Origin of the sequence: Actinoplanes sp. NPDC048967 (assembly GCF_040649415.1) — a bacterium.
Taxonomy (GTDB): Bacteria; Actinomycetota; Actinomycetes; order Mycobacteriales; family Micromonosporaceae; genus Actinoplanes.
Map to the genome: position 1 here is coordinate 140803 of NZ_JBEZFL010000003.1, position 20459 is coordinate 161261.

Consider the following 20459-nt stretch of genomic DNA (forward strand, 5'->3'; position numbering starts at 1 on the left):
AACACCCCAACCAGCGCGGGAGGGTCAGACCATGACTGAGGCAGCACCATGACCGGGCAACCGCCGTTCCCCGTCGAGCCGTGGTGTGTCCGCGAGACCACCCTCGACCTGGACCGGCTCGCGCAGTCGGAGAGCGTGCTGGCGTTGTCGAACGGCCACATCGGGCTGCGCGGCAACCTCGACGAGGGCGAGCCGCACGGGATCGCCGGCACCTACCTCAACTCGTTCCACGAACGCCGTCCGCTGCCGTACGCCGAGGGTGGCTACGGCTATCCGGAGTCGGGCCAGACCGTGGTCAACGTGACCGACGGGAAGATCATCCGGCTGCTGGTCGACGACGCGCCGTTCGACGTCCGCTACGGCACCCTGCACCACCACGAGCGCCGGCTGGACCTGCGCAACGGTGTGCTCACCCGCGAGGCGGACTGGACCTCACCGGCGGGCCGGCGGGTCCGGGTCCGCTCGCGCCGGCTGGTGTCGTTCACCCAGCGGGCCGTCGCCGCGATCGAGTACCAGGTCGAGGCGGTCGACGCCGCCGTACGGGTGATCGTGCAGTCCGAGCTGATCACCAATGAGGAGCAGTCGACCACCTCGGTGGATCCGCGGGTGGCCGCCGCGCTGGAGAACCCGCTCGAAGCCGTGGAGCACGTCGTGGGCTCGCACAGCGCCCTGCTCGTACACCGGACCCGGGTCAGCAAGCAGCTCATGGCCGCGGGCATGGAACACATCGTCACCGGCGGCGAGGATGTTGTCGTCGAGTCGGACGGGGAGCCGTGCTGGGCGCGTACCAATGTCACCGGAGTGCTGCGGCCGGGCGCGACCCTCACGGTCGTCAAGACCATGGCGTACGGCTGGTCCAGCATCCGCTCGGTGCCGTCGCTGCGCGACCAGGTCGCGGCCGCCCTGATCGGCGCCCGCCGCACCGGCTTCGCCGGGCTGCTGCGTGAGCAGCAGGAATACCTGCGCGAGTTCTGGGACAACGCCGACGTTGTCATCGAGGGCGACGCGCAGCTGCAGCAGGCGGTCCGCTTCGGGCTCTTCCATGTGCTGCAGTCCGGCGCCCGGGCGGAACGGCGGGCGATCCCGGCCAAGGGCCTGACCGGTCCCGGGTACGACGGGCACACGTTCTGGGACACCGAGGGTTTTGTCCTGCCGGTGCTCACCTACACCCAGCCGCGGGCCGCCGCCGACGCGTTGCGCTGGCGGCACTCGACGCTCTGGCTGGCCCGGGAACGCGCGCAGGCACTCGGGCTGCGCGGGGCGGCGTTCCCGTGGCGCACGATCCGCGGCCAGGAATGCTCGGGCTACTGGCCGGCGGGCACGGCCGGCTTCCATGTCAACGCCGACATCGCCGACGCGGTCCTGCGCTACCGCATGGTCACCGGCGACGACACGCTGGACCGGGAATGCGGCGTCGAACTGCTGGTCGAGACGGCCCGGCTGTGGGACTCCCTCGGCCACTTCGACCGGCGCGGCGTCTGGCACCTGCCCGGCGTCACCGGACCGGACGAGTACAGCGCCCTGTCCGACGACAACATCTTCACCAACCTGATGGCGGCCCGGAACCTGCGCGGCGCCGCCGACGCGGTCGCCCGGCATCCCGACCTCGCGGACCGGCTCGGCGTCACCGACCGGGAGGCGCTGTCCTGGCGTACGGCGGCAGCCGCGGTCCACCTGCCCTACGACCCCGAATTGGAGGTGCACGAGCAGTCGGCGGGCTTCACCGGTCACCCGGAGTGGGCCTTCACCGACGATCCCGCGCAGTACCCGCTGCTGCTGAGCGCGCCGTACTTCGAGCTCTACCGCCGCCAGGTGGTCAAACAGGCCGACCTGGTGCTGGCGATGCACTGGTGCGGCGACGCGTTCACGCCCGCCCAGAAGGCCCGCAACCTGGACTACTACGAACGCCGTACCGTCCGCGACTCGTCGCTGTCGGCGGGCACCCAGGCCGTGCTGGCCGCCGAGACCGGCCATCTGGAGTTGGCCCACCGCTACGCCCGTGAGGCCGCCACGGTGGACCTGCTCGACCTGCACCACAACAGCCGCGACGGCCTGCACATGGCCTCGCTGGCCAGCGCGTGGACCGCGATCGTCAGCGGCTTCGGCGGCCTGCGCGACCACGGCGGCGTGCTCTCCTTCGACCCGGCGCTGCCGGCGGGCATCAACCGGCTCCGCTTCGCGGTCCGCTGGCAGGGCCGCAGTCTGCGGGTCACCGTGACCTCGACGCAGGCCACGTACGCGCTGCACGACGAGGATCCGCGCCCCCTGACGCTCGTGCACGCCGGAGCCGGCCTGGAGGTGGCGAACGACCGGCCGCAGACCGTGGCCCTGCGCAAACGGGTGGCGGCTCTGCCGACCCCGGAACAACCACCGGGCCGCCGACCCGGCGACGGGCAGTGACCGGCTCAGAGGTCGAGCCGGTAGCGCTGTTCGAGACGGCCGCTGCGCGGGTGGACCCGCTGGATGATCGGGCGGGCCACGCTCAACGCCGCGATCTCGGCGTCGCCGTCACGCGCCGCCGTGGCCTCGGCCCAGATCATGGCCGCGTCGTCGAGATGTTCCCCCGGGCCCGCCAACCGGATGTGCACGCTCGTCATCGACCGATGATGCCACCGCGCCGGGGCATCCGACGGTGCACCCACCCGGGTGACCTATCGGGACATTTCCCAGGAAGAGTGCGCTGCCGTCGCGGCTCCGGTGACGCTGGGCGGATGCGCCGTCGTCACACCGACCAAGGGGTGGGTGACGCAGACGGTGTGGATCGACAGCCGGCCGACTGCTTGATCCCGCTGCTCAGCCGCAGGCGCCGGTGCCGACGCCGCGGGTGCGCCCCGCGCCGAGCTTCGCCGGGCCGGCTGCCTCCGCCGCGGTCAGCGCGAAGCCGACATTGCGGTCCTCCCGGGCCACCGCGAAGATCACGCCGAGCACGTCACCGTTGGGCGCCAGCAGCGGGCCGCCGGAGTTGCCGCGGCGCACCAGGGCCCGGATCGTGTAGATCTGCCGGGTCACGTCGGCCGAGTCGTCGATCGCCGGGCCGGTGATGTCGCCGGACTCGCGTACCCGGGCGGCCTGCGCGTTGTACGGCCCGTTCAGCGGATAACCCAGCACGATCGCGTCCGCGCCGGTCCGCGCCGGCTCCCGCCCGAACGGCAGCACCGGCGCGCGCAGGCCCGGCACGTGGAGCACCGCCAGGTCGCGTTCCGGGTCGAACACCACCACCGTGCCGTCGCGGGGGCCGTCAGTCGTCTCCACCTGCACGGTGCTGGTGCCGGCCACCACGTGCGCGTTGGTCATGACGCGCTCGGCCGCGTACACGAATCCGGTGCCCTCGATGCGCTGCTCGCAGGCCGTACCCACCACCTTGAGCACCGACCGGCGGGCGTCGCCGACGACCCGGGCCTGGGCCAGCCGCGGATCCGGCGGCGGCACCTGCCGGGCGGCGGTGCCGGCCAGGCCGGCGAAGACGTCCGGGAAACCGTCGCTGTCCAGCGACTCGCGCAACGCGGCGGACAGCGCCTGCGGCTGCCGCGGCAGCAGGGTGTCCATCCCCTGCAGCACCGCGCTGCTGCGGACCTGCTTGTTGAGCTCCGGGAAAGGCGTCGACCCCAGGGGTACGGCGAGCAGCCAGGCGACGACGAGCACCGCGACCAGCGAGACAGCGGCCCCGCCGGCGTCGTCGAGGCGCTGCGCCGACGGATGCACGATGGCCGCGCGGACCCGGGCGCCCAGCCAGCTCGCGAGGGTCTGCCCGAGCACCGCCAGCGCGAGCATCGTGACGAGCGCGACGACCAGCCGCACGGCACCGTCGGCGAACTGGTCGGCGATCAGCGGGCCGAGCTGCAGCCCGATGAGCAGACCGCTGAAGAAACCGCCGAAGGAGAGCGCCCCGATGACAAAGCCCTGCCGGTAACCACCGATGGCGAAGACCAGCATGAGCAGGATCAGAATGCCGTCGACCACGGGCATCCCTCCGCCGGGCAGCAAGCTCTCACGCCGGACACAGTAAGGGGAACACCCAAGCGCACGTCGCTCACGCCCCCAGCGCGGCCGCCTTGCGCAGCAGCACCGAACGTTCGCGCTGGTTCGCGCACAGCCGGGCCGCCCGTTCCAGCTCGGCGCGGGCCTCCGGCAGCCGGCCGAGGCGGGTCAGCAGCTCCCCGCGTACGGTCGGGACCAGATGCGACCCGGGCAGCCGGTCCAGGGCGACCAGCTCGTCCACCAGGAGCAGGGCCGGCGCCGGGCCGGAGGCCATGGCCACGGCGACCGCCCGGTTGAGCTCGACCACCGGTGAGGGCGCCACCCGGGCGAGCGCCTCGTAGAGCACCACGATCTGCGCCCAGTCGGTCTCCTCGACCGAGGGCGCCGACGCGTGCGAGGCCGCGATCGCGGCCTGCAGGCCGTAGGGCCCGAGGCCGCCGGCCGCGGCCCGGGCCAGTGCGGCCAGCCCGCGCCGGATCGCCGGGAAGTCCCACAGCGTCCGGTCCTGATCCTCCAGCAGGACCGGCGCACCGTCCGGCCCGGTCCGCGCCGGGAAACGCGCGGCCGTCAGCTCGCACAACGCGAGCAGGCCGTGCACCTCCGGCTCGTCCGGCACCAGCGCGGCCAGCGTGCGGACCAGCCTGATCGCCTCGTACGCGAGATCCGGCCGCACCAGCTGATCACCCGACGTGGCCGTCGACCCCTCGGTGAAGATCACGTAGAGAACGCTGAGCACACCGCCCAGCCGCTCCCGCCGCTCCCCGGGCGCGGGCAGCTCGAACGGCACCCCGGCCGCCGCGATCGCCTTCTTGCCCCGGGTGATGCGGGCCTGCACGGTCGGCACGGGCACCAGGAACGCGCGGGCGATCTCCTCGCTGGACAGGCCGCCGACCACCCGCAGGGTCAGTGCCACCCGGGTCTCGGGCGAGAGCACCGGGTGGCAGCTGATGAACATCAACGCCAGGACGTCGTCGTCGATCCGGTCCGGGTCGATCTCGTCGTCGACCACCGGACCGGCCGCCGGGTCGGCCGCCAGCAGGGCGTACCGGTCCCGCAGGGCGCTCCGGCGGCGGATCGCGTCGATCGCCCGCCGCCGGGCCGTGGCCATCAGCCAGCCGGCCGGATTGGCCGGAGCGGCCCGCGGCCATGACACGAGCGCCTCGGTCACCGCCTCCTGGGCCGCGTCCTCGGCCAGCCCGAGATCACCGGTGAAGCGGGTCAGCGTGGCCACGATCCGCGCCGACTCACTGCGCCAGACGGCCTCGACGTCGGCGGCGCCCATCAGACCCGGCCGCTGCTCTCGTCCTGCTTGACGAACTCCCCGCCGGCCTCCGGGACCTCGTCCTCGCCGGGCACCCGCCGCACCTCGATCTTGGCACCGGGCACCGCCGGGACCCGCTTGGCCCACTCGACCGCCTCCTGCCGCGAGGCGACCTCGACCGTGAAGTAACCGCCGAACAGCTCCCGGGTCTCGCCGTACGGCCCGTCGGTGACCACTGGGGCGCCGTCACCGAAGTGCACGACGGCACCCTGAGCGGGATCGTCCAGCCCCTCGGCGGCGACGTAGACGCCGGCCTTGACCATCTCCTCGATGAACTGCCGGGTGGTGGCCATCATCTCGTCGATCCGGGCCATCATGGCCGCGTTGGTCTCGTCGGTGCCCCGCATGATCAGCATGTACTTCTGCATCGCGCTCTCCTCGTCCGGCGGGTCGCTCTCGACCCTCGCACCCTCATGTCGAACGAGCGGCGAGCGGATCGACACGGCCCCGGGAGAAATCTAGCCGGCTGCTGCGGGGGCGCTGGGTCACGCGTGAGATCCGCCGCCCGGAGCGGGTCAGGGGAACACGGTGAAGCCCAGGTCGGGACGCGCGGCGACGATCGGGTGGAAGTGGCGGTCCGCTACGTGCTCCCAGCGGCGGGCCGTCTCGACCAGGACGACGATGATGCGTTCGACGGTTTCCGCCGGAAGATCCGTGCCGGGGCGCAGCAGGTTGTCCAGGATCCGCTCGATCGCCGGATCGCCGTCCCCGAGCTCCCGGGGTCGCGCACCGGGTATCTGCAGGGCCAGGAAGTCCTCGGCCAGCCGGTCGGGATACAGCGGCTGGAGCACGTGCGCCGGGTCGACCGCGGGATAGCAGACCTTGTGATCGTCGAGGACCTGCTCCGCCGGTTCGGCCGTGGAGCAGATGCGGGCGCATTCCAGCAGGCTCACGCCACCCGGGTAGGACAACGGCCCGGCCAGGACAGCTCCCACCACGGCCCTCGACATGGTGGTCAGCTGCGCGTTGATCCTCCCGGCGGTCCGCATGCTCTCCCAGTAGGAGCGCTCGCGGTCCAACAGGTACGCCGACACCCGCGCCGGATCGGCGAGCGGCACCTCGCTCCCGGCGCCGGCCAGGACCGAGGCCAGGGCCGACATGTGGATCGACAGGACGAGGTCGAACTGCCGGCCGTGCAGCTGCGCCCAGGGCTCCGCCGTACGGGTGTCGGCGACGCCCAGGATGGCCGCGAACCGCGCGCGGGCCTGGTCGAAGGCCTCGAGCCGATCGTCGCTGGGCTGGGTCAGCCGCTCCAGCCGCCGCTGCCGCACCTCCCAGCCCAGCTTTCCGAGCCGGTGCCGCATCGGGATCCACCAGTCCGGCGTGCGCGCGAGCAACAGCATCCGGACCGGCCCGGTGCGGGAGCGTCCGAGCTCGGCGGCGAGGCCCAGCAGGTCGTCCAGCGGCCACCGGTCCGCGTAGTCGACAACGACCAGCGCCGGTCCTTCGACGGTGTCCGCGGCCGCGGCGTCCGGCTCCGACGGGTACGGCACCTCGGTGACGTGGCGAGCAGCGCGGGTCTGCCAGCCCAGCGCCGCACTGTCGGTGAAGAACTTGTCGGCGAGGCGCGTCTTGCCCTGGCCACCGGGGGCGTACAGGAGATGCGCCGAGACGGTCGGGCCGTCGTCGCGCCACTGCACCAGCTCGCGCAACTCGTCCTCGCGGAAGGCGAAGGGAACCGCCCGGTTGCCGACGGACAGCAGCTGGCTCGGCGAGAGCGTGGACAGGTCGCCGGTGGGTTCCAGCAGGACCGGCGCCAGGAAGTACGGCTTCGGCGGCGCGTTCTGGAAGTACTGGGTGCCGGCGACGTAGGCGTCGCGCGCGGCCTGAACCTTCGCCCATCGCCACAGCTTCACGTGGCGGGACCGTCACTCTGATTGATGGTCATCTGCTCGGCGGTGTAGGCATCGCGGCCCGCCGTCACGGTGAAGTGCGAGCCCGCCTTTCCGGATTCCTTGGAGCGGCCGTGGCGGCCGTCGCGCCAGGCCAGGATCGCGAAGACCAGGCCGGCGACGCCCAAGGGGAACGACACGAACAGGCCGGCCACACTGGACATCTTGTCGGCGTCGTCGAGGTCGCGGCCACTGAGGAACCACGACCAGACCGCCAGGGCCGCGGCGATCACCAGCAGGATGAGGCTGAGCGAAATCTTAAGGGCGCGGCTCACCGCCACATCGTCGCAGGTCTCTGGCCGAATTGGTACGGCCGGCGGCGACCGTTGACCGGAGCGAACCTTGTAGGTGATGCGGTTCACCCCGCAATTGCGGTACGAATCAATGATGGACCCGGATCCGCAAGAAGATCATTCCGTCCTCCTCGGCCAGACGAATGGCGAGGCGGCCATCGAGCTGGAGATCTCCGATCCGGCGGCGATTCCGTCTTTGCTGGACTGGCTGACCACGGTCCATCATTTACGCGTCGATCGCCGATCGGTTCCGGGGTCGAAGAACGAGCTCGGCGCCGCCGACATTCTCCTGGCCGTGGTCAGCAGCTCCGGCCTCTATGCGCTGATCAGGACGGCGCCGGACTTCATCCGCGCGCGCCGCGAGGAGGTCAAGATCCGGATCACCACCAAGGCGGGCACCATCGAGCTCACCGGCCGGAACGTGGCCGACGCGACCGAACTGGTGAACAAACTCCAGCAGAAGTAGGGCCGGCGATTTGGACTACAGCGCCTCCCGCGCCGTGCTCATGGGAACGTGGTCCTACCAGGACGAGGAACTTCCCGATGTGCCGGCCGCCCAGAACAGTTTCTGGCGCATGCACGACCTGCTCACTTCCGCCGTGTGCGGCTGGCCTGCCGCGGCCGTCACCACGTTGGCCGACGAGAGGGATGCCGGAAGCATCCCGGACATCCTGGTGCAACGGTTCGCCGAGGCCCGCGATGTCGCACTGTTCTACTTCGTCGGGCACGGCATCGTCAGCGACGGGTCACACCTGTGCCTGTGCGTACGCCGCACCGTCATGAAATCCGAACGCCGGCGCCCCACGAGCCTGTCGTACGACGACGTCCGGCACGCCCTGCGCCACTCGCCGGCCAAGGTGAAGATCGTGATCCTGGACTGCTGCTACTCGGGCATCGCCACCTCCAGCGGCAAGAGCCTCGGCGCCGCCACGGCGGAGTTCGAGCAGCTCACCATGGTCGGCGGCGTGATCACCATCGCCGCCAGCAGCGCGTACGACAAGGCCTGGGTCGACGACAGCACCGGCGAGCGCTCCCAGCAGACCTACTTCACCAAATACTTCGCGGACGTCGTGACCCACGGCATCCCCGATCGCCCAGCCCGGTTGCGGCTGAGCCAGATCTTCACGACCGTCCGCGAACGGCTGGCCGCGGTCTGCCCGTCGGTTCCGACGCTGCGCAACAGCGACACCGCCGCCGACTTCGAGTTCGCGGTCAACGCGGCGCCGCCGGAGCAACAGCGCGACGTCGAACAGGAACTGGCCGAACTGCGATCCTCGTACGAATTGTTGTCGCGGGAGCTCAGCGAGAAGAACCGGCAGCACCGGGAGGAGATGGAGCGCTTCCGGGAAGAGATCGCGAAGATCCAGCAGGCCGCCGAGGCCGGCCTGGAGAGCGCCCAGGCGAATGTTCTGCCGGTCACCGATCAGGAATCGCAGCAGACTCAGGAAAGTGCCATGGAACTCGTCGAGGAGATTCAGGCCGCCGACTCCCAGATCCGCGAGACGGAACAGCACATCAAGGACCTGGGCTGGTTGTCGCTCCCCCTCAGTGCACCGAGAATCGCTTCTCCCTCGACTGCGGCGCCGATCGTTCGGCCCCGGGGGGAACCCGTTGCGCCCCGGCCGCCGGCAGTGAAGGGCCGGAGAAAAGGGCGCCTGCGCGTCTTTGCCGCGGTGGCCTTCCTGGCCATAGCGACCGGATTCGTGGGAACCTTCGCCGCCTATTTCAAGCCCGGCGATGAGCCTCGACTCTCCTATGTCAAATCCATGAGACTGGCCCCCGGGCAGGCCGTCCGTCTCGGGAAGTCCGGCGTCGCCCTGACGAGCCAGGACTCGGAGGCCGACCTGACGGTGGCCCGGGCCTCCGCCACCGGAGAAGCGGCCGCCCTGGCGTTCGCCTCAGCCGCCGCGATCGCCGCCCAGGGCGACATCTACCCGAGCGCGAAGGAGATCAAGACGATCTGTGATCCCGTCCTGGCCGACGCGGGCAAGCGCATCGACCAGCCGCTGCAGGGCTCCACGGATCTCTCCGTGTGCGCCCGGACGAAGCGCGGGGACATCGTCCTGATCAGGATCAGCTCGGGACAGGTGACCGACACGCCGCCGTACGTCACGATCAGCTTTGATCTCGACATGACCATCTTCAGCTGACTCGTTGCCTCACCCGGGTGAGGCGGGCCGCCGCTCGCTGCTTGAGCGCGTAACCCTCCTTGGCCGCATCGCGCAGGCCGGCCACCAAGGGCGACCGGGACCGGCGCGCCCACGGTACCGGCACTTCGGTCGTGCCGTACTTGGCCTTGTAGGAGTTACCGCCGACGAAGTCGAACTCCGTGACCCCGCGCTCCCTGGCCCAGCGCAGCGCGTGCCAGATCAGCGCCTCGTTCGGGCGCAGGTGCTGGTCCGCGCGCCAGCTGGCGCCGCCCCAGAAGTACATCGTGCGGTGGTACCAGGGCAGGACCGCGGTGGCTATGCAACGGCCTTCGGAGTCGCGGGCGCGCAGCAGCAGGATCTGGCCGGCCGGGGCGAGATGGCGGATCAGGGCGCGCACCCGCTCGATCGAATAGGTGGGCACCAGATTTTGTTTGGCGAATACGTCGCGCAGCTGACTGTAGAAATCGTCGGCGAATGCTTCGTCGTCCGGCTGCGCTTCTTCGATGACGACTCCGGACTTGGCCGCCTTGCGGATATTGCGCCGGCAGGCGCCGGCCATCGCGGCGAACAGGGTGTCCTCGGATGGGCTCAGGTCGATCACCGCGGTCGGGGCCGCGGCCCAGCGCAGGCCCAGGCCCTCGAGGTCCGGCTCGGTCAGGCCGCGGTCGCGGATCTCCAGGTGGGCGCAACCCAGCTCGCCGAAGGCGAACGGCATCAGCGCTTCCAGCGCGACCCGGCGCGGCACCGCCGGGTCGAGGTTGAAGCCCACGTAGGACGTTGTCCAGCCGGCCATCGGGCTGCCGAGTATCCGCAGGCCGTAACGCTTGGTGACCAGCCCGGTGAAGTGCCCGACGGTACGCGGGCCGTCGGTGACCGTGGCCAGCACCGGCTCGGCGCGCTGGGTCTCGGCGACGAAGCGCAGCCACGGTTCGGTGTGGAAGATCAGGCGGTCGTCGTACGTCGCGCGGTCGGCCCACAGCCCGGCCGTCGGCGCCACCCGTCGCAGTCGCAGCATGACTCTCCCCGGGCGGCTCGATAAAAGGCCCTGGGACGGAGGATGCCTCGCTGTCCGGCCATTTCGCAAGGACCGTCCGGACCCTTCTCGAATTGATGTGAACACTTCTCACGTTCGTTATGACAATTGCTACTGACGCTGCCCGCCCCGCATTTGTCAGGGTGAACGGGACGAGGAGAAGTCGACGAGCGCAGGTGGGAGAAACATGGGATCGCCGACCACCGTCAAGCGACGGCTGAACGAGCTCGGACTGCGCAGCAAGCTGCGGGCCCGCCCCCGCGTCCAGGGCCGGGTGCTGGCGCCGGCCGGGATGTTCAAGCGGCTGCCGACCACCGCCGGGCTCTACTTCCCCTTCTATCACGACGTCCCGGCCGAGTACGCCGCCGACCTGCGCCGGCACCTGCGCACGTTCGGCCGCCTCGGCCCGCTGGTCTCCTGGGACGACGCGCTGGACGTGCTGGCCGGGCGCCGCCCGCTGACCGGGCCGATGTTCTGCCTGTCCTTCGACGACGGGCACCTGAGCTGGCGCGACGTGGTCGCCCCGATCCTGGCCGAGCTGGACGTGCCGGCCACCTTCTTCCTCACCTCCGGGCTGGTCGGACAGCCGGGGAACCTCACCTGGCGGGACTGCCGCGACCTGGCTGCCGCCGGGCACCACTTCGGCTCGCACACCGTCACCCACCCGCGGCTGGCGGACGCCGGTGACGACACCGCCCGCCAGGAGATCGCCGGTTCGAAGTGGGAGATCGAGGACGAGCTCGGCGTCGAGGTACGCGACTTCGCCGCCCCGTACGGCAATCCCGCCGTCGATTTCGGCGAGCGTGAGCTGCGCATCGTGCGCGAGGCGGGCTACCGCAGCTTCGCCACCACGTTGCGCGACGCGATGCACCCGGGCGACTCACCGATGTGGATCCAGCGCCAGGGCCTGCACCCGGCCTGGCCGGGCTGGGCCGTACGGACCCGGGTCCATGACTGACGCCCGGATCTACCTGTCCCCGCCCGACGTCAGCGACATCGAGCGCAAGCTGCTGCTGGACGCCTTCGACTCCAACTGGGTGGCCCCGGTCGGCCCCGACCTGGACGCGTTCGAGGCGCAGGTGGCCGAGCTGATCGGGGTGCGGCACGCGGTCGCGCTCAGCAGCGGCACCGCGGCCCTGCACCTGGCGCTGATGGCGGCCGGCGTCCGGCGCGGCGACACCGTGCTGGTGCCCTCGTTCACCTTCGCGGCCAGCGCCAACGCGGTGATGTATCTCGGTGCCCGGCCGGTCTTCGTGGACAGCACCGCCGACTCCTGGAACGTCGACCCCTGGCTGGTCGCCGAGGAGCTGCGCGTGCGGGCCACCCGCGGCCAGTTGCCGCGGGCCGTGATCGCCGTCGACATGTACGGCCAGTGCGCCGACTACGAGCCCCTGCTGGTGGCCTGCGACCGGTACGGCGTCGCCCTGATCGAGGACGCGGCGGAGGCCCTCGGCGCGTCGTACCAGGGTCGCGCCGCCGGATCGTTCGGGCTGGCCGGGGTGCTGTCGTTCAACGGCAACAAGATCATCACCACCGGGGGCGGCGGCATGCTCGTCACCGACGACGGCCGGATCGCGACCCAGGCTCGGTATCTGGCCACCCAGGCCCGCGAGCCGGTCGCCCACTACGAGCACCGCGCCGTCGGCCACAACTACCGGCTCAGCAACCTGCTGGCCGCCGTGGGCCGCGGCCAGGTGCAGCGCCTCGACGAGCTCATCGCGGCCCGGCGGCGCACCGCCCGGTTCTACCGCACCGCGCTGGGTGAGCTGCCCGGGCTGACCTTCATGCCGGTGGCGGACTACGGCGTGCCCAACTGGTGGCTCACCTGCCTGCTGGTCGACGCGGGCACGTTCGGCGCGGACCGCGACCGGATCATCGAGCACCTGGGCCGGCAGAACATCGAGGCCCGGCCGGCCTGGAAGCCGATGCACCTGCAACCGGTGTTCCGCGACTGCGTCATGCGGGGCGGCGCGGTCAGCGCCGACCTGTTCCGCCGCGGGCTGTGCCTGCCCAGCGGCTCCGCCCTCACCGAGCACGACCGGGAACGCGTCGTCGCGGCTGTGCGAGCGGTGGCCCGATGACCACCGAGGGAAGGGACGCCGGCCGGATGCGCATCGTCTACATCCACCAGTACTACTGCAACCCCACGATGACCGGCGGCATCCGCTCCTACGAGCAGGCCCGCCGGTTGGTCGCCCAGGGCCACACCGTGCACGTGATCACCACCGACATCACGCCGGGCAAGCGGTCGCTGGGCTGGCGGCGCACCGACGACGACGGCATCCAGGTGCACTGGTTCTCCGTGCCGTACTCGAACAACATGTCCTTCGCCCGGCGGCTGCGCGCCTTCGCCGAGTTCATGGTCCTGGCCGCGGCCAGGGCCACCGCGCTCAAGGCCGACCTGGTCTTCGCCACCAGCACGCCGCTGACCGTCGCCGTCCCCGGCGTCGTCGCGGCCAAGCTACGCCGGGTGCCGTTCGTCTTCGAGGTCCGCGACCTGTGGCCCGAGGTGCCGATCGAGATGGGCGTGCTGCGCAACCCGCTGGCCCGCCGGCTCGCCGGCGCCCTGGCCGACTTCGCCTACCGCAACGCCGAGGAGGTCATCGCCCTGTCGCCGGGCATGGCCGCGGGCGTCACCGCCCGCCGGCCGGGCACCCGCACCACCGTCATCCCCAACGCCGCCGACCTGGCGCTGTTCGACGTGGCCCCGGACGCCGTCCAGCGGTTCCGCGACGAACACCGCTGGCTCGGCGACCGGCCATTGATCGTCTACACCGGCGCCCTGGGCGCGGTGAACGGTGTGGAATACCTGGTGCGGGCGGCCCGCCGGATGGGTGAGACCGACCCGGACGCGCAGGTGCTCATCGTCGGGCACGGCAAGGAATGGGACGCCACCAAACGGCTCGCCGCCGAGTACGGCCTGCTCGACCGCACCGTGCACATGTGGGAGAAGGTCCCCAAGGCCGACCTGCCGGTGATCCTCGGGGCGGCGACCATGTCGAGCAGTTTCGTCCGGCCGGTACGCGCCCTGTGGGACAACTCGGCCAACAAGTTCTTCGACGCGCTCGCCGCGTCCCGGCCGATCGCCGTCAACTACGGCGGCTGGCAGGCCGACCTGCTGACCGGGACCGGGGCCGGGCTGGTGCTGGACCCGTACGACGCCGAGCAGGCGGGCTCGGTGCTGGCCGCGCACCTCCGCGACGAGCTGTGGCTCAAGCAGGCGCGCGAGGCGGCCCATCGGCTGGCCGTCGAACGGTTCTCCCGCGATCTGCTGTTCGCGCAGTTCGAGGCCGTACTGAACCGGTCGGCGGCCGGCCGGAAACAGGGTCGCCGCGGCCCTGTCGGAGCAGGCGTGACGATGGAGAACCAGAGTGGAACTGCGTGAGTACGTGCGGGCCTGCCGGCGGCGATGGCTGTGGATCGTCGTACCGGTGCTGCTCGCCGCCGGCGCCGCGGCCGGCCTGAGCCTGACCGCCCAGCCGGCCTACCGCTCGTCGATGGTGCTGTTCGTGACGACCGGCACCGGTGACCCGGACGCCAAGGCGAGCCGGCTCAACTCCTACATCGTGCTGCTCACCGGGCCCCGGGTGGCCGAGAGCGTGATCACCAAGCTGAAGCTGCCGATGACCACCGCGCAGGTGCAGGCCAGCCTGTCGGCGCAGGTCCAGGAGGGCACCGACCTGCTGGTGGTCTCGGCCACCGACGCGTCCGCCGAGCGCAGCAAGGAGATCGTCACCACCGCCACCACGTCGCTGGTCGGGCTGGCCAAGCAGCTCGACCCGCCGAGCACCGCCCCGGCCGACGGGCCGACCCCGTCGGTGTCCATCGCGCAGAATCCGGTCACCACCGAGGTTCCCGGCAACCTGGTCCGCAACATCGGCTTCTCCGCGGTGCTGGGTCTGCTGATCGGCGCGGTCGCCGTCGCCGTCCGCGAGGCCACCCGCAAGACCATCGGCGAGGAGGACGACCTGCGCCGGCTCGGGCTGGGCACGGTCGGCCTCATCTCGCTCGGCGGCCGCTCCGGGCGCAACGGCCATCCGGACGAGGCGCTCGCGGAGGCGTTCCGGCGGCTGCGCAGCCTGCTGCCCGATGTCGCCGGCATGCACAGCGACACCGGGCGCGGCACGTCGCTGCTGCTCACCGGGGCCCAGCCGAAGGAAGGCACCACCGCTGTCGCCTGTGGCCTGGCCATCGCCATGGCCGAGACCGGCGCCACGGTGGTGCTCGTCGACGCCAACCTGCGCAGCCCGGGGGTCGGCCGGTATCTGGCCCTGGACACCAGTCCGGGGCTGTCCGACGTGCTGTCCGGCAGCGCGGACGTGCCCGACGTGCTGCAGGATTCGCTGGACGGCCGGCTGACGGTGCTGCCCTCCGGCGAGCAGCCGCCCGACCCGGGCGAGATCCTGGCGTCGCCGCGGCTGGGCGCGACAGTACGCGCCCTCACCGAACGCTTCGACGTGGTGATCGTGGACGCGCCGCCGCTGCACGGCGTGGCCGACGCGGCCGTGCTGAGCAAGGTGACCGACAGCGCGCTGCTGGTGGTGCGGGCCAACCGCACCCGTACGGTCGACGTCGAGCGCTCGATGGACCTGCTGGAACGCGTCGGGGCCCGGCTCGCCGGCGCGGTCCTCAACGCCCTGCCGAAGAAGCTGCCCACCAGCGGCAACTGGCACCGCGGGGCCGAGGTGCCGGCCGCGTCCGATCCCGAGCTGGTGACCCAGTTGTTCGGCGCGATGGGTCAGGACGACCAGTTCGCCGGCCCGGCCGACGCCGCCGACCAGACGGTGACCACCCGCCCGGCCGGCGGCCCGGCGCGGGGCCGGGCTCAGGTGGTCAAGGCGACCGTCGGCACGCCCGAGGAAGCCGCCGCGCACCCGCGCGACGCGGCCGGGGCGGCGGCGGCCCGCGGCCAGGCCCGGGTCGTCGTGGCCCAGCCGGTCGTCGCCCAGCCGGTGGCCACCCCGCCCGCCGTCGTGGCCGAGCCGGCGCCGGACGCCGGCGCGGCCGGCCGGTCCGAGCCGCCGCAGCTGCCGGCCCAGCGCAGCTCGGACGAGAAGTCCCAGCCCGGTGAGTGAGCTGCAGGCGGAGCGCGCCGCGCCGGAGGCGGGGCTCGCTCCCCCACGCCGCGGCGGCCCGTCTGCCTGGCTGCTCGCCCAGCTGCGCGAGCCCTACGTCAAGCTCGTCGCCTCCCAGCTGCTGACCGGCGGGGTCGCCCTGGCCGCCAACATCCTGATGGTCCGCGCCCTGAGCCCGTCCGGGCGCGGCGAGGTCGCCCTCATCCTGCAGGTCGTCTACCTGGCGACCCAGGTGCTGCTGCTGGGCACCGAACGCAGCTTCGTCGCGAGCTACCACGACGTCACGCCGGCGGCGGCGGTCCGCGCGTACGCCCGGCTGCTCGTCGTGCCCGGCGGCCTGGCCCTGTCGGCCGCGGCCGCCTTCGCCGTGCTGGCCCCGGAACGCTTCAACCCCGGCCCGGTGGTCATCAGCCTGATCCTCGCCTACGCGGCCGCCGAGGCCTCGAGCCTGGCGACCCGGGCCATCGCGATCTGCGTCGGCCGGGTGCGCGACTTCCTGTACGCCCGCATCATCGAATCCCTGCTCCTGCTGGCCCTGCTGGTCACCCTGTTCGTGGCGGGCACCACCCAGCCGGCTGTGTGGATCCTCGCCTACCTGGTCTCCGGAGCGGTGCCGACCGTCGCCTACCTGGTGCTGTGGCTGCGCCTGCCGGCTCCCGCCGCCGCGCCGCTGACCCGTAACCGCACGGTCCGCCAGGAGGGCCTCGCGCTGTTCCCGGCCGCCCTGTCCAACATGGCCATGCTGCGGTCGGACCGGCTGGCCCTGCCCGTGCTGGCGTCGACCTCGGCCCTCGGCCTGTACGCCAGCGTCGCCACGATGACCGAACTGCTCGCCTGGCCGCTACGCGCGTACGCGGACTCCCGGCTGGGCAAGTGGCGGGCCAGCCACCGCGAGGGCGCACTGCGTACGCGTCCGATCGTCCTCGCCGCGGTTGTCTACTGCCTGGTCGTGGCCCCGGTCGCCGCCGGCGGGCTCTACCTGCTCATCGTGCCCGTCTTCGGCGAGCAGTACGCCCCGGCCCAGGCCGTCGTGCTGCCGCTGGTCGCCGCGGCCGGCCTCTACGCCGTCTCCCGGATCAGCCTGGGCCTGCTCATCGCCCGGGGCTACAGCGGGCTGGTGTCCGCCGCCGAGATCACCGGTTTCGCGGTCAGCTTCGCGGCGTACCTGCTGCTGATCCCGTCGCTGGGCATCCTCGGCGCCGCGTACGGCTCGCTGATCGGCTACGGCGCCTGCCTGCTCTTCGCCCTCGTGGCCAGCCGGGTGACCCGGGACCGGATCGCGAAGGTGATCGCGTGAGCCGGCTGCGGAACCCGCGCGTCTTCCTGGCCCCCGGCCTGCTGATGATCCTGGTCGCCATCGGCGGGCGGTTCACCCTGGACCGGGCCGGCTTCCTCGACCTGGCCTGGGTCGACCTGCGGGTGATCGGGCTGGGGATCGCCCTGGTCGTGCTCGCGGTCGATGTCGCCCGGCGGCCCCTCGTGCTGGGCGGGCACCGGCGGGAGGGCTGGCTGGTGACGACCGTGCTGTTCTTCCTCTTCCAGATCGCCTCGGGGCTGTGGGCGCCGCAGGCCTCCCGGGTCGGCCCGCAGACGCTCGACCTGATCCTGCTGGGCGTGCTGACCGTGGCGTTCTACGTCTACACGATCGGCGACCCGGCGGTGGTCATCCGCGTCACGTTCCTGCTGTTCTTCGTGGCGGCGGTCATCTTCGCCCTGGCCGCGCTGTTCATCAACGGCCCCGGCGACCAGGGCCGCTACTCCGCGTTCGGCGGCGGCCCCAACGTCTTCGTCCGCATCGAGATCCTCGGCGTGATCAGCGCGGTGGCCCTGTTCCTGACCACCCGGCGCATCCTGCCGCTGCTGGTCATCCCGCTGTTCCTGCTGGCCGCGGTGCTGTCCGGCTCGCGGGCCGGCCTGCTCGCCGGGGTGGCCGTCGGCGTCGCCGCGCTCTTCAAGATCCGCGGCCGGCTGCGCACGGGTCCGGTCGTCGCGGCGGGCGCCGTGCTGGTGCTCGCCACCGCCACCGTGTGGGCGTTCGCGCCGCCCGCCTTCACCAACCTGTTCCAGGAACGGTTCGTCGAGCAGACCGTGCAGCAGCGCTACCTGTCCGACCGTACGGACATCTGGGCGGCCGCCTGGCGCCTGGCTGTCGAGCACCCGCTCGCCGGCGCGGGACTGGACGGCTTCTACGGCCTCATCGGCGTCAACCAGGGCGTCGAATATCCGCACAACTACGTGCTGGGCGTCGCGGCCGAGGGTGGCCTGATCGGCATCGGCCTGCTGACCGCGGCGATCGTGCTGTGGACCCGTACGGTGCGCGGCGGCGGCGTGCGCCCGCAGCTGACCGGGCTCGCCGTGTCGGCGGCCGTCTTCGTCGCGCTGAGCAGCTTGTTCTCCGGTGACTACTACGACGCCCGGCTGGCCTGGCTGTTCGCGGCGATGGCCGCCGCCGCGGCTGTCATCCCGCTGCCCCCGGTGACCTCCGAGCTGGCCGTACCCGTCAGAGAGCCGGTGTCGTCATGACCGCGCACGCCAGGATCGGCCGCCGGGCGGTGCTGCTGCTCGCCGTGGCCTCACTGACCGCCGCGAGCGCGCCGCCACGCACCGACGTACCGTCCATCATGGAGCCTCTGCCGGCGCCGCCGGCCGCACCGCGACCCGATCTCACGGTCAAGCTCAAGCCGGTCTCGCACTGGGCGTCGGTGTTCCTGCAGAGCTGGGACTACATGGCCGCGAACAGCCTGCCGATGAGCCGGTCGGCGGACAGCTGGGACCACTACGACCTGTCCTACTCGGTCGACTCCTGCATCGCGATGTTCCGGGCCACCGGCGAGCACCGCTACCTCGACCGGGCCCTGGAGTTCGTGGAGAACGTGGCCGCCTCGGCCCGTCCCTCGTCGTCGCTGCGGGACAGCCGGTTCCACGACGACTTCCGCGGCTGGGCGTCGAGCAGCTCGGGGCAGGGCGGCAACGAGGTGCCACTCTACGAGAGCTACTTCTGGCGCTACGGGACCGCGCTGCTGGTCGCCATGCGCGAAACCCCCGACGTTCACCGCGATCCGGCGTACCGCGCGCGCTACGAGCGGTTGCTGGCCTTCGCGGAGACCCACATCTTCGAGAAATGGTACGCCCGGGGGCCCGGCGAGGCGATCTACCGCGAGCGCACCCACATGGCCGCGCACTGGGCGCTGATCGGGCTGAACCTCTCCCGGGTCACCACCGACCCCGCGCGCCGCAAGCGGTACCTCGACGTGGTCGGCCACATCGACCTGCACCTGCCCGGCAGCGGCGCGAGCCTGCGCGGTCAGCTGCGGCGGAACCCCGCCGAGCCCACCGCGTACTTCTGGAGCGACGTGTGGGGCTCGGCCCGGCGGCCGGGGCAGGACGTCAGCCACGCCAACGGCGTCATGGCGTACGTCGTCGAGGCCCGCGACCGCGGCCGGACCTGGACCGGCGCCGACATGGCGGCCTTCGGCGCGCTGCTGACCAAGGTGATCTGGCCCGGCGGCACCACCTACCGCAACTTCGTGGACGGCACCGGCACCGACAACGGGTGGTTCTCCGACGGTTTCGTGAAACTGGGCCGCTACGACGCGGCCGTACAACTGCGGCTGGAGCAGCACCAGGTCGTCAACGACCAGTTCGCCGCCAACATGGCGCTCAACGCCCGGATCCTGCGGCCGTAAGGAGGTTATGGGAGATGAAGGCTTCGCTGATCGACCCGACAGCCCGGGAATGGAAGGAGGTGCTGCAGCAGACCCCGCACGACATGTACCACGAGCCCGCGTACGTCGAGCTCGACGCGAAGCTCTACGGCGGTGCGCCGACCGCCTTCCACTACGCCGAGGAGGGCCGCCGGCTGCTCCTGCCGCTGATCCTGCGGGACGTGCCCGGCTCGGAGCTGCGCGACGCCGTCTCGCCGTACGGCTATCCCGCGCCGATCGGCGACGGCGACCCCGCGTTCTGGGCCCGGGCCTGCGCCGCGATGCTCCGCACGCTGCGCGCCGAGGGCATCGTGACGGCGTTCGTCCGGATGCACCCACTGCTGGACGCGCCGCTGACCACGCTGGAACGCTTCGGCACGCTGGTCCGGCACGGCGAGACCGTCTCGATGGACCTGACCGTCAGCCTCGACGAGATGTGGCGCCAGACCCGCAGCGACCACCGCAACCACATCAACCGTGCCCGCCGCGAAGGCACTCGGGTCGTCTTCGACGACTGGGACCGGCTCGGCGAATGGGTGGCGGTGTACCACGACAACATGCGGCGGGTCGGCGCGTCGTCGTACTACTTCTTCACCCGCGAGCACCTGGCCGCGCTGCACGACGCCGTCGGCGACCGCATGCACCTGGCCGTCGCGCTGGAGGGCGACGAGGTGGTCGGCGGCAACACCTTCTTCGAACACGACGGCATCGCCACCGGCTACGTGTCGTCGACCCGGCGGGCGCCCAAGCGCTACGCCGACGAGCTGCTGTACGACGAGGTCCGGCGGTGGTGCAAGAGCCGCGGCGACACCGTCTTCCACCTCGGCGGGGGCAAGGGCGGCAGCAACGACTCGCTGTTCTCGTACAAGGCCGGGTTCTCGCCGGGCCGGCACCCGTTCCACAGCTGGCGGATCGTCACCGACCCGGACGCGTACCGCCGGCTGGTGGCCGACCGCCGGCCCGGCACCGACCCGGACGACCTGTCCGCCACCTTCCCGCCCTACCGTTAGGAG

Annotated in this window: 18 protein-coding genes; 11 read left to right on the plus strand and 7 right to left on the minus strand. The window is 71.8% G+C overall.

Features of this window, described 5'->3' with window-relative positions; translation table 11 throughout:
• Window positions 1-48: 48 nt before the first annotated feature.
• Window positions 49-2400: a glycosyl hydrolase family 65 protein gene (locus AB0C12_RS13175; RefSeq protein ID WP_360547394.1), complete on the plus strand. Its 2352-nt coding sequence runs from the start codon at window positions 49-51 to the stop codon at window positions 2398-2400.
• A gap of 5 nt (window positions 2401-2405) precedes the next feature.
• Here the strand turns inward: AB0C12_RS13175 and AB0C12_RS13180 are convergent, their stop codons facing one another.
• The 6 genes from AB0C12_RS13180 to AB0C12_RS13205 all read right to left on the minus strand — a co-directional run bounded on the left by AB0C12_RS13180 (window position 2406) and on the right by AB0C12_RS13205 (window position 7553).
• Window positions 2406-2597, minus strand: coding sequence for a hypothetical protein (locus tag AB0C12_RS13180; RefSeq protein ID WP_360547396.1), 192 nt, complete (start codon window positions 2595-2597; stop codon window positions 2406-2408).
• 196 nt (window positions 2598-2793) lie between these two features.
• The gene (locus tag AB0C12_RS13185; RefSeq protein WP_360547398.1) at window positions 2794-3966 is read right to left on the minus strand and encodes a MarP family serine protease; all 1173 of its coding nucleotides are present in this window, start codon (window positions 3964-3966) and stop codon (window positions 2794-2796) included.
• Window positions 3967-4030: 64 nt separating this feature from the next.
• Window positions 4031-5260: a DUF6596 domain-containing protein gene (locus AB0C12_RS13190; RefSeq protein WP_360547400.1), complete on the minus strand. Its 1230-nt coding sequence runs from the start codon at window positions 5258-5260 to the stop codon at window positions 4031-4033.
• A complete protein-coding gene (locus tag AB0C12_RS13195; RefSeq protein WP_360547402.1) occupies window positions 5260-5667 on the minus strand; it encodes a YciI family protein in 408 nt (135 codons plus the stop codon). The genes AB0C12_RS13190 and AB0C12_RS13195 overlap by 1 nt, the downstream gene beginning before the upstream one ends.
• Before the next feature lie 147 nt (window positions 5668-5814).
• Window positions 5815-7155 (minus strand): hypothetical protein, encoded by a 1341-nt coding sequence (locus tag AB0C12_RS13200; protein ID WP_360547404.1) that lies wholly within the window; start codon window positions 7153-7155, stop codon window positions 5815-5817.
• Window positions 7152-7553, minus strand: coding sequence for a hypothetical protein (locus AB0C12_RS13205; protein WP_360547406.1), 402 nt, complete (start codon window positions 7551-7553; stop codon window positions 7152-7154). Before AB0C12_RS13205 ends, AB0C12_RS13200 begins: the two co-directional genes overlap by 4 nt.
• Here AB0C12_RS13205 and AB0C12_RS13210 point away from each other — a divergent pair.
• Both AB0C12_RS13210 and AB0C12_RS13215 read left to right on the plus strand, forming a co-directional pair.
• Window positions 7543-7950 (plus strand): hypothetical protein, encoded by a 408-nt coding sequence (locus AB0C12_RS13210; RefSeq protein ID WP_360547408.1) that lies wholly within the window; start codon window positions 7543-7545, stop codon window positions 7948-7950. The genes AB0C12_RS13205 and AB0C12_RS13210 overlap by 11 nt on opposite strands.
• A gap of 109 nt (window positions 7951-8059) precedes the next feature.
• The gene (locus AB0C12_RS13215) at window positions 8060-9634 is read left to right on the plus strand and encodes a caspase family protein (protein ID WP_360548976.1); all 1575 of its coding nucleotides are present in this window, start codon (window positions 8060-8062) and stop codon (window positions 9632-9634) included.
• Here the strand turns inward: AB0C12_RS13215 and AB0C12_RS13220 are convergent.
• A complete protein-coding gene (locus tag AB0C12_RS13220; RefSeq protein WP_360547410.1) occupies window positions 9627-10649 on the minus strand; it encodes a GNAT family N-acetyltransferase in 1023 nt (340 codons plus the stop codon). The genes AB0C12_RS13215 and AB0C12_RS13220 overlap by 8 nt on opposite strands.
• A 205-nt stretch (window positions 10650-10854) precedes the next feature.
• Here AB0C12_RS13220 and AB0C12_RS13225 point away from each other — a divergent pair, with 205 nt between their 5' ends.
• From AB0C12_RS13225 to AB0C12_RS13260, 8 genes are read left to right on the plus strand one after another with little or no spacing between them, the layout of a single operon-like run.
• On the plus strand, window positions 10855-11625 hold the full coding sequence (locus AB0C12_RS13225; RefSeq protein ID WP_360547412.1) for a polysaccharide deacetylase family protein: 771 nt from the start codon (window positions 10855-10857) through the stop codon (window positions 11623-11625).
• Window positions 11618-12748 (plus strand): aminotransferase class I/II-fold pyridoxal phosphate-dependent enzyme, encoded by a 1131-nt coding sequence (locus tag AB0C12_RS13230; protein ID WP_360547414.1) that lies wholly within the window; start codon window positions 11618-11620, stop codon window positions 12746-12748. Before AB0C12_RS13225 ends, AB0C12_RS13230 begins: the two co-directional genes overlap by 8 nt.
• Window positions 12745-14052: a glycosyltransferase family 4 protein gene (locus AB0C12_RS13235; RefSeq protein ID WP_360547416.1), complete on the plus strand. Its 1308-nt coding sequence runs from the start codon at window positions 12745-12747 to the stop codon at window positions 14050-14052. Before AB0C12_RS13230 ends, AB0C12_RS13235 begins: the two co-directional genes overlap by 4 nt.
• Window positions 14039-15742, plus strand: coding sequence for a polysaccharide biosynthesis tyrosine autokinase (locus AB0C12_RS13240; RefSeq protein ID WP_360547417.1), 1704 nt, complete (start codon window positions 14039-14041; stop codon window positions 15740-15742). The genes AB0C12_RS13235 and AB0C12_RS13240 overlap by 14 nt, the downstream gene beginning before the upstream one ends.
• Window positions 15735-17039, plus strand: coding sequence for an NAD(P)H-quinone oxidoreductase (locus tag AB0C12_RS13245; RefSeq protein WP_360547418.1), 1305 nt, complete (start codon window positions 15735-15737; stop codon window positions 17037-17039). Before AB0C12_RS13240 ends, AB0C12_RS13245 begins: the two co-directional genes overlap by 8 nt.
• Window positions 17036-18265, plus strand: coding sequence for an O-antigen ligase family protein (locus tag AB0C12_RS13250; RefSeq protein WP_360547420.1), 1230 nt, complete (start codon window positions 17036-17038; stop codon window positions 18263-18265). Before AB0C12_RS13245 ends, AB0C12_RS13250 begins: the two co-directional genes overlap by 4 nt.
• Window positions 18262-19428: a hypothetical protein gene (locus AB0C12_RS13255; RefSeq protein ID WP_360547422.1), complete on the plus strand. Its 1167-nt coding sequence runs from the start codon at window positions 18262-18264 to the stop codon at window positions 19426-19428. Before AB0C12_RS13250 ends, AB0C12_RS13255 begins: the two co-directional genes overlap by 4 nt.
• Before the next feature lie 14 nt (window positions 19429-19442).
• Window positions 19443-20456, plus strand: a complete 1014-nt coding sequence (locus AB0C12_RS13260; RefSeq protein ID WP_360547424.1) for a GNAT family N-acetyltransferase — start codon at window positions 19443-19445, stop codon at window positions 20454-20456.
• The last annotated feature ends 3 nt before the right edge of the window (window positions 20457-20459 follow it).

Bases quoted from the DNA above. Each gene is read 5' to 3' on its own strand.
- AB0C12_RS13195 (WP_360547402.1), bottom strand. From the start codon at position 5,667: ATGCAGAAGTACATGCTGATCATGCGGGGCACCGACGAGACCAACGCG.
- AB0C12_RS13235 (WP_360547416.1), top strand. From the start codon at position 12,745: ATGACCACCGAGGGAAGGGACGCCGGCCGGATGCGCATCGTCTACATC.
- AB0C12_RS13190 (WP_360547400.1), bottom strand. From the start codon at position 5,260: ATGGGCGCCGCCGACGTCGAGGCCGTCTGGCGCAGTGAGTCGGCGCGG.
- AB0C12_RS13230 (WP_360547414.1), top strand. From the start codon at position 11,618: ATGACTGACGCCCGGATCTACCTGTCCCCGCCCGACGTCAGCGACATC.
- AB0C12_RS13180 (WP_360547396.1), bottom strand. From the start codon at position 2,597: ATGACGAGCGTGCACATCCGGTTGGCGGGCCCGGGGGAACATCTCGAC.
- AB0C12_RS13175 (WP_360547394.1), top strand. From the start codon at position 49: ATGACCGGGCAACCGCCGTTCCCCGTCGAGCCGTGGTGTGTCCGCGAG.
- AB0C12_RS13255 (WP_360547422.1), top strand. From the start codon at position 18,262: ATGACCGCGCACGCCAGGATCGGCCGCCGGGCGGTGCTGCTGCTCGCC.
- AB0C12_RS13220 (WP_360547410.1), bottom strand. From the start codon at position 10,649: ATGCTGCGACTGCGACGGGTGGCGCCGACGGCCGGGCTGTGGGCCGAC.
- AB0C12_RS13185 (WP_360547398.1), bottom strand. From the start codon at position 3,966: ATGCCCGTGGTCGACGGCATTCTGATCCTGCTCATGCTGGTCTTCGCC.
- AB0C12_RS13210 (WP_360547408.1), top strand. From the start codon at position 7,543: ATGCGGTTCACCCCGCAATTGCGGTACGAATCAATGATGGACCCGGAT.
- AB0C12_RS13260 (WP_360547424.1), top strand. From the start codon at position 19,443: ATGAAGGCTTCGCTGATCGACCCGACAGCCCGGGAATGGAAGGAGGTG.
- AB0C12_RS13225 (WP_360547412.1), top strand. From the start codon at position 10,855: ATGGGATCGCCGACCACCGTCAAGCGACGGCTGAACGAGCTCGGACTG.
- AB0C12_RS13215 (WP_360548976.1), top strand. From the start codon at position 8,060: ATGCACGACCTGCTCACTTCCGCCGTGTGCGGCTGGCCTGCCGCGGCC.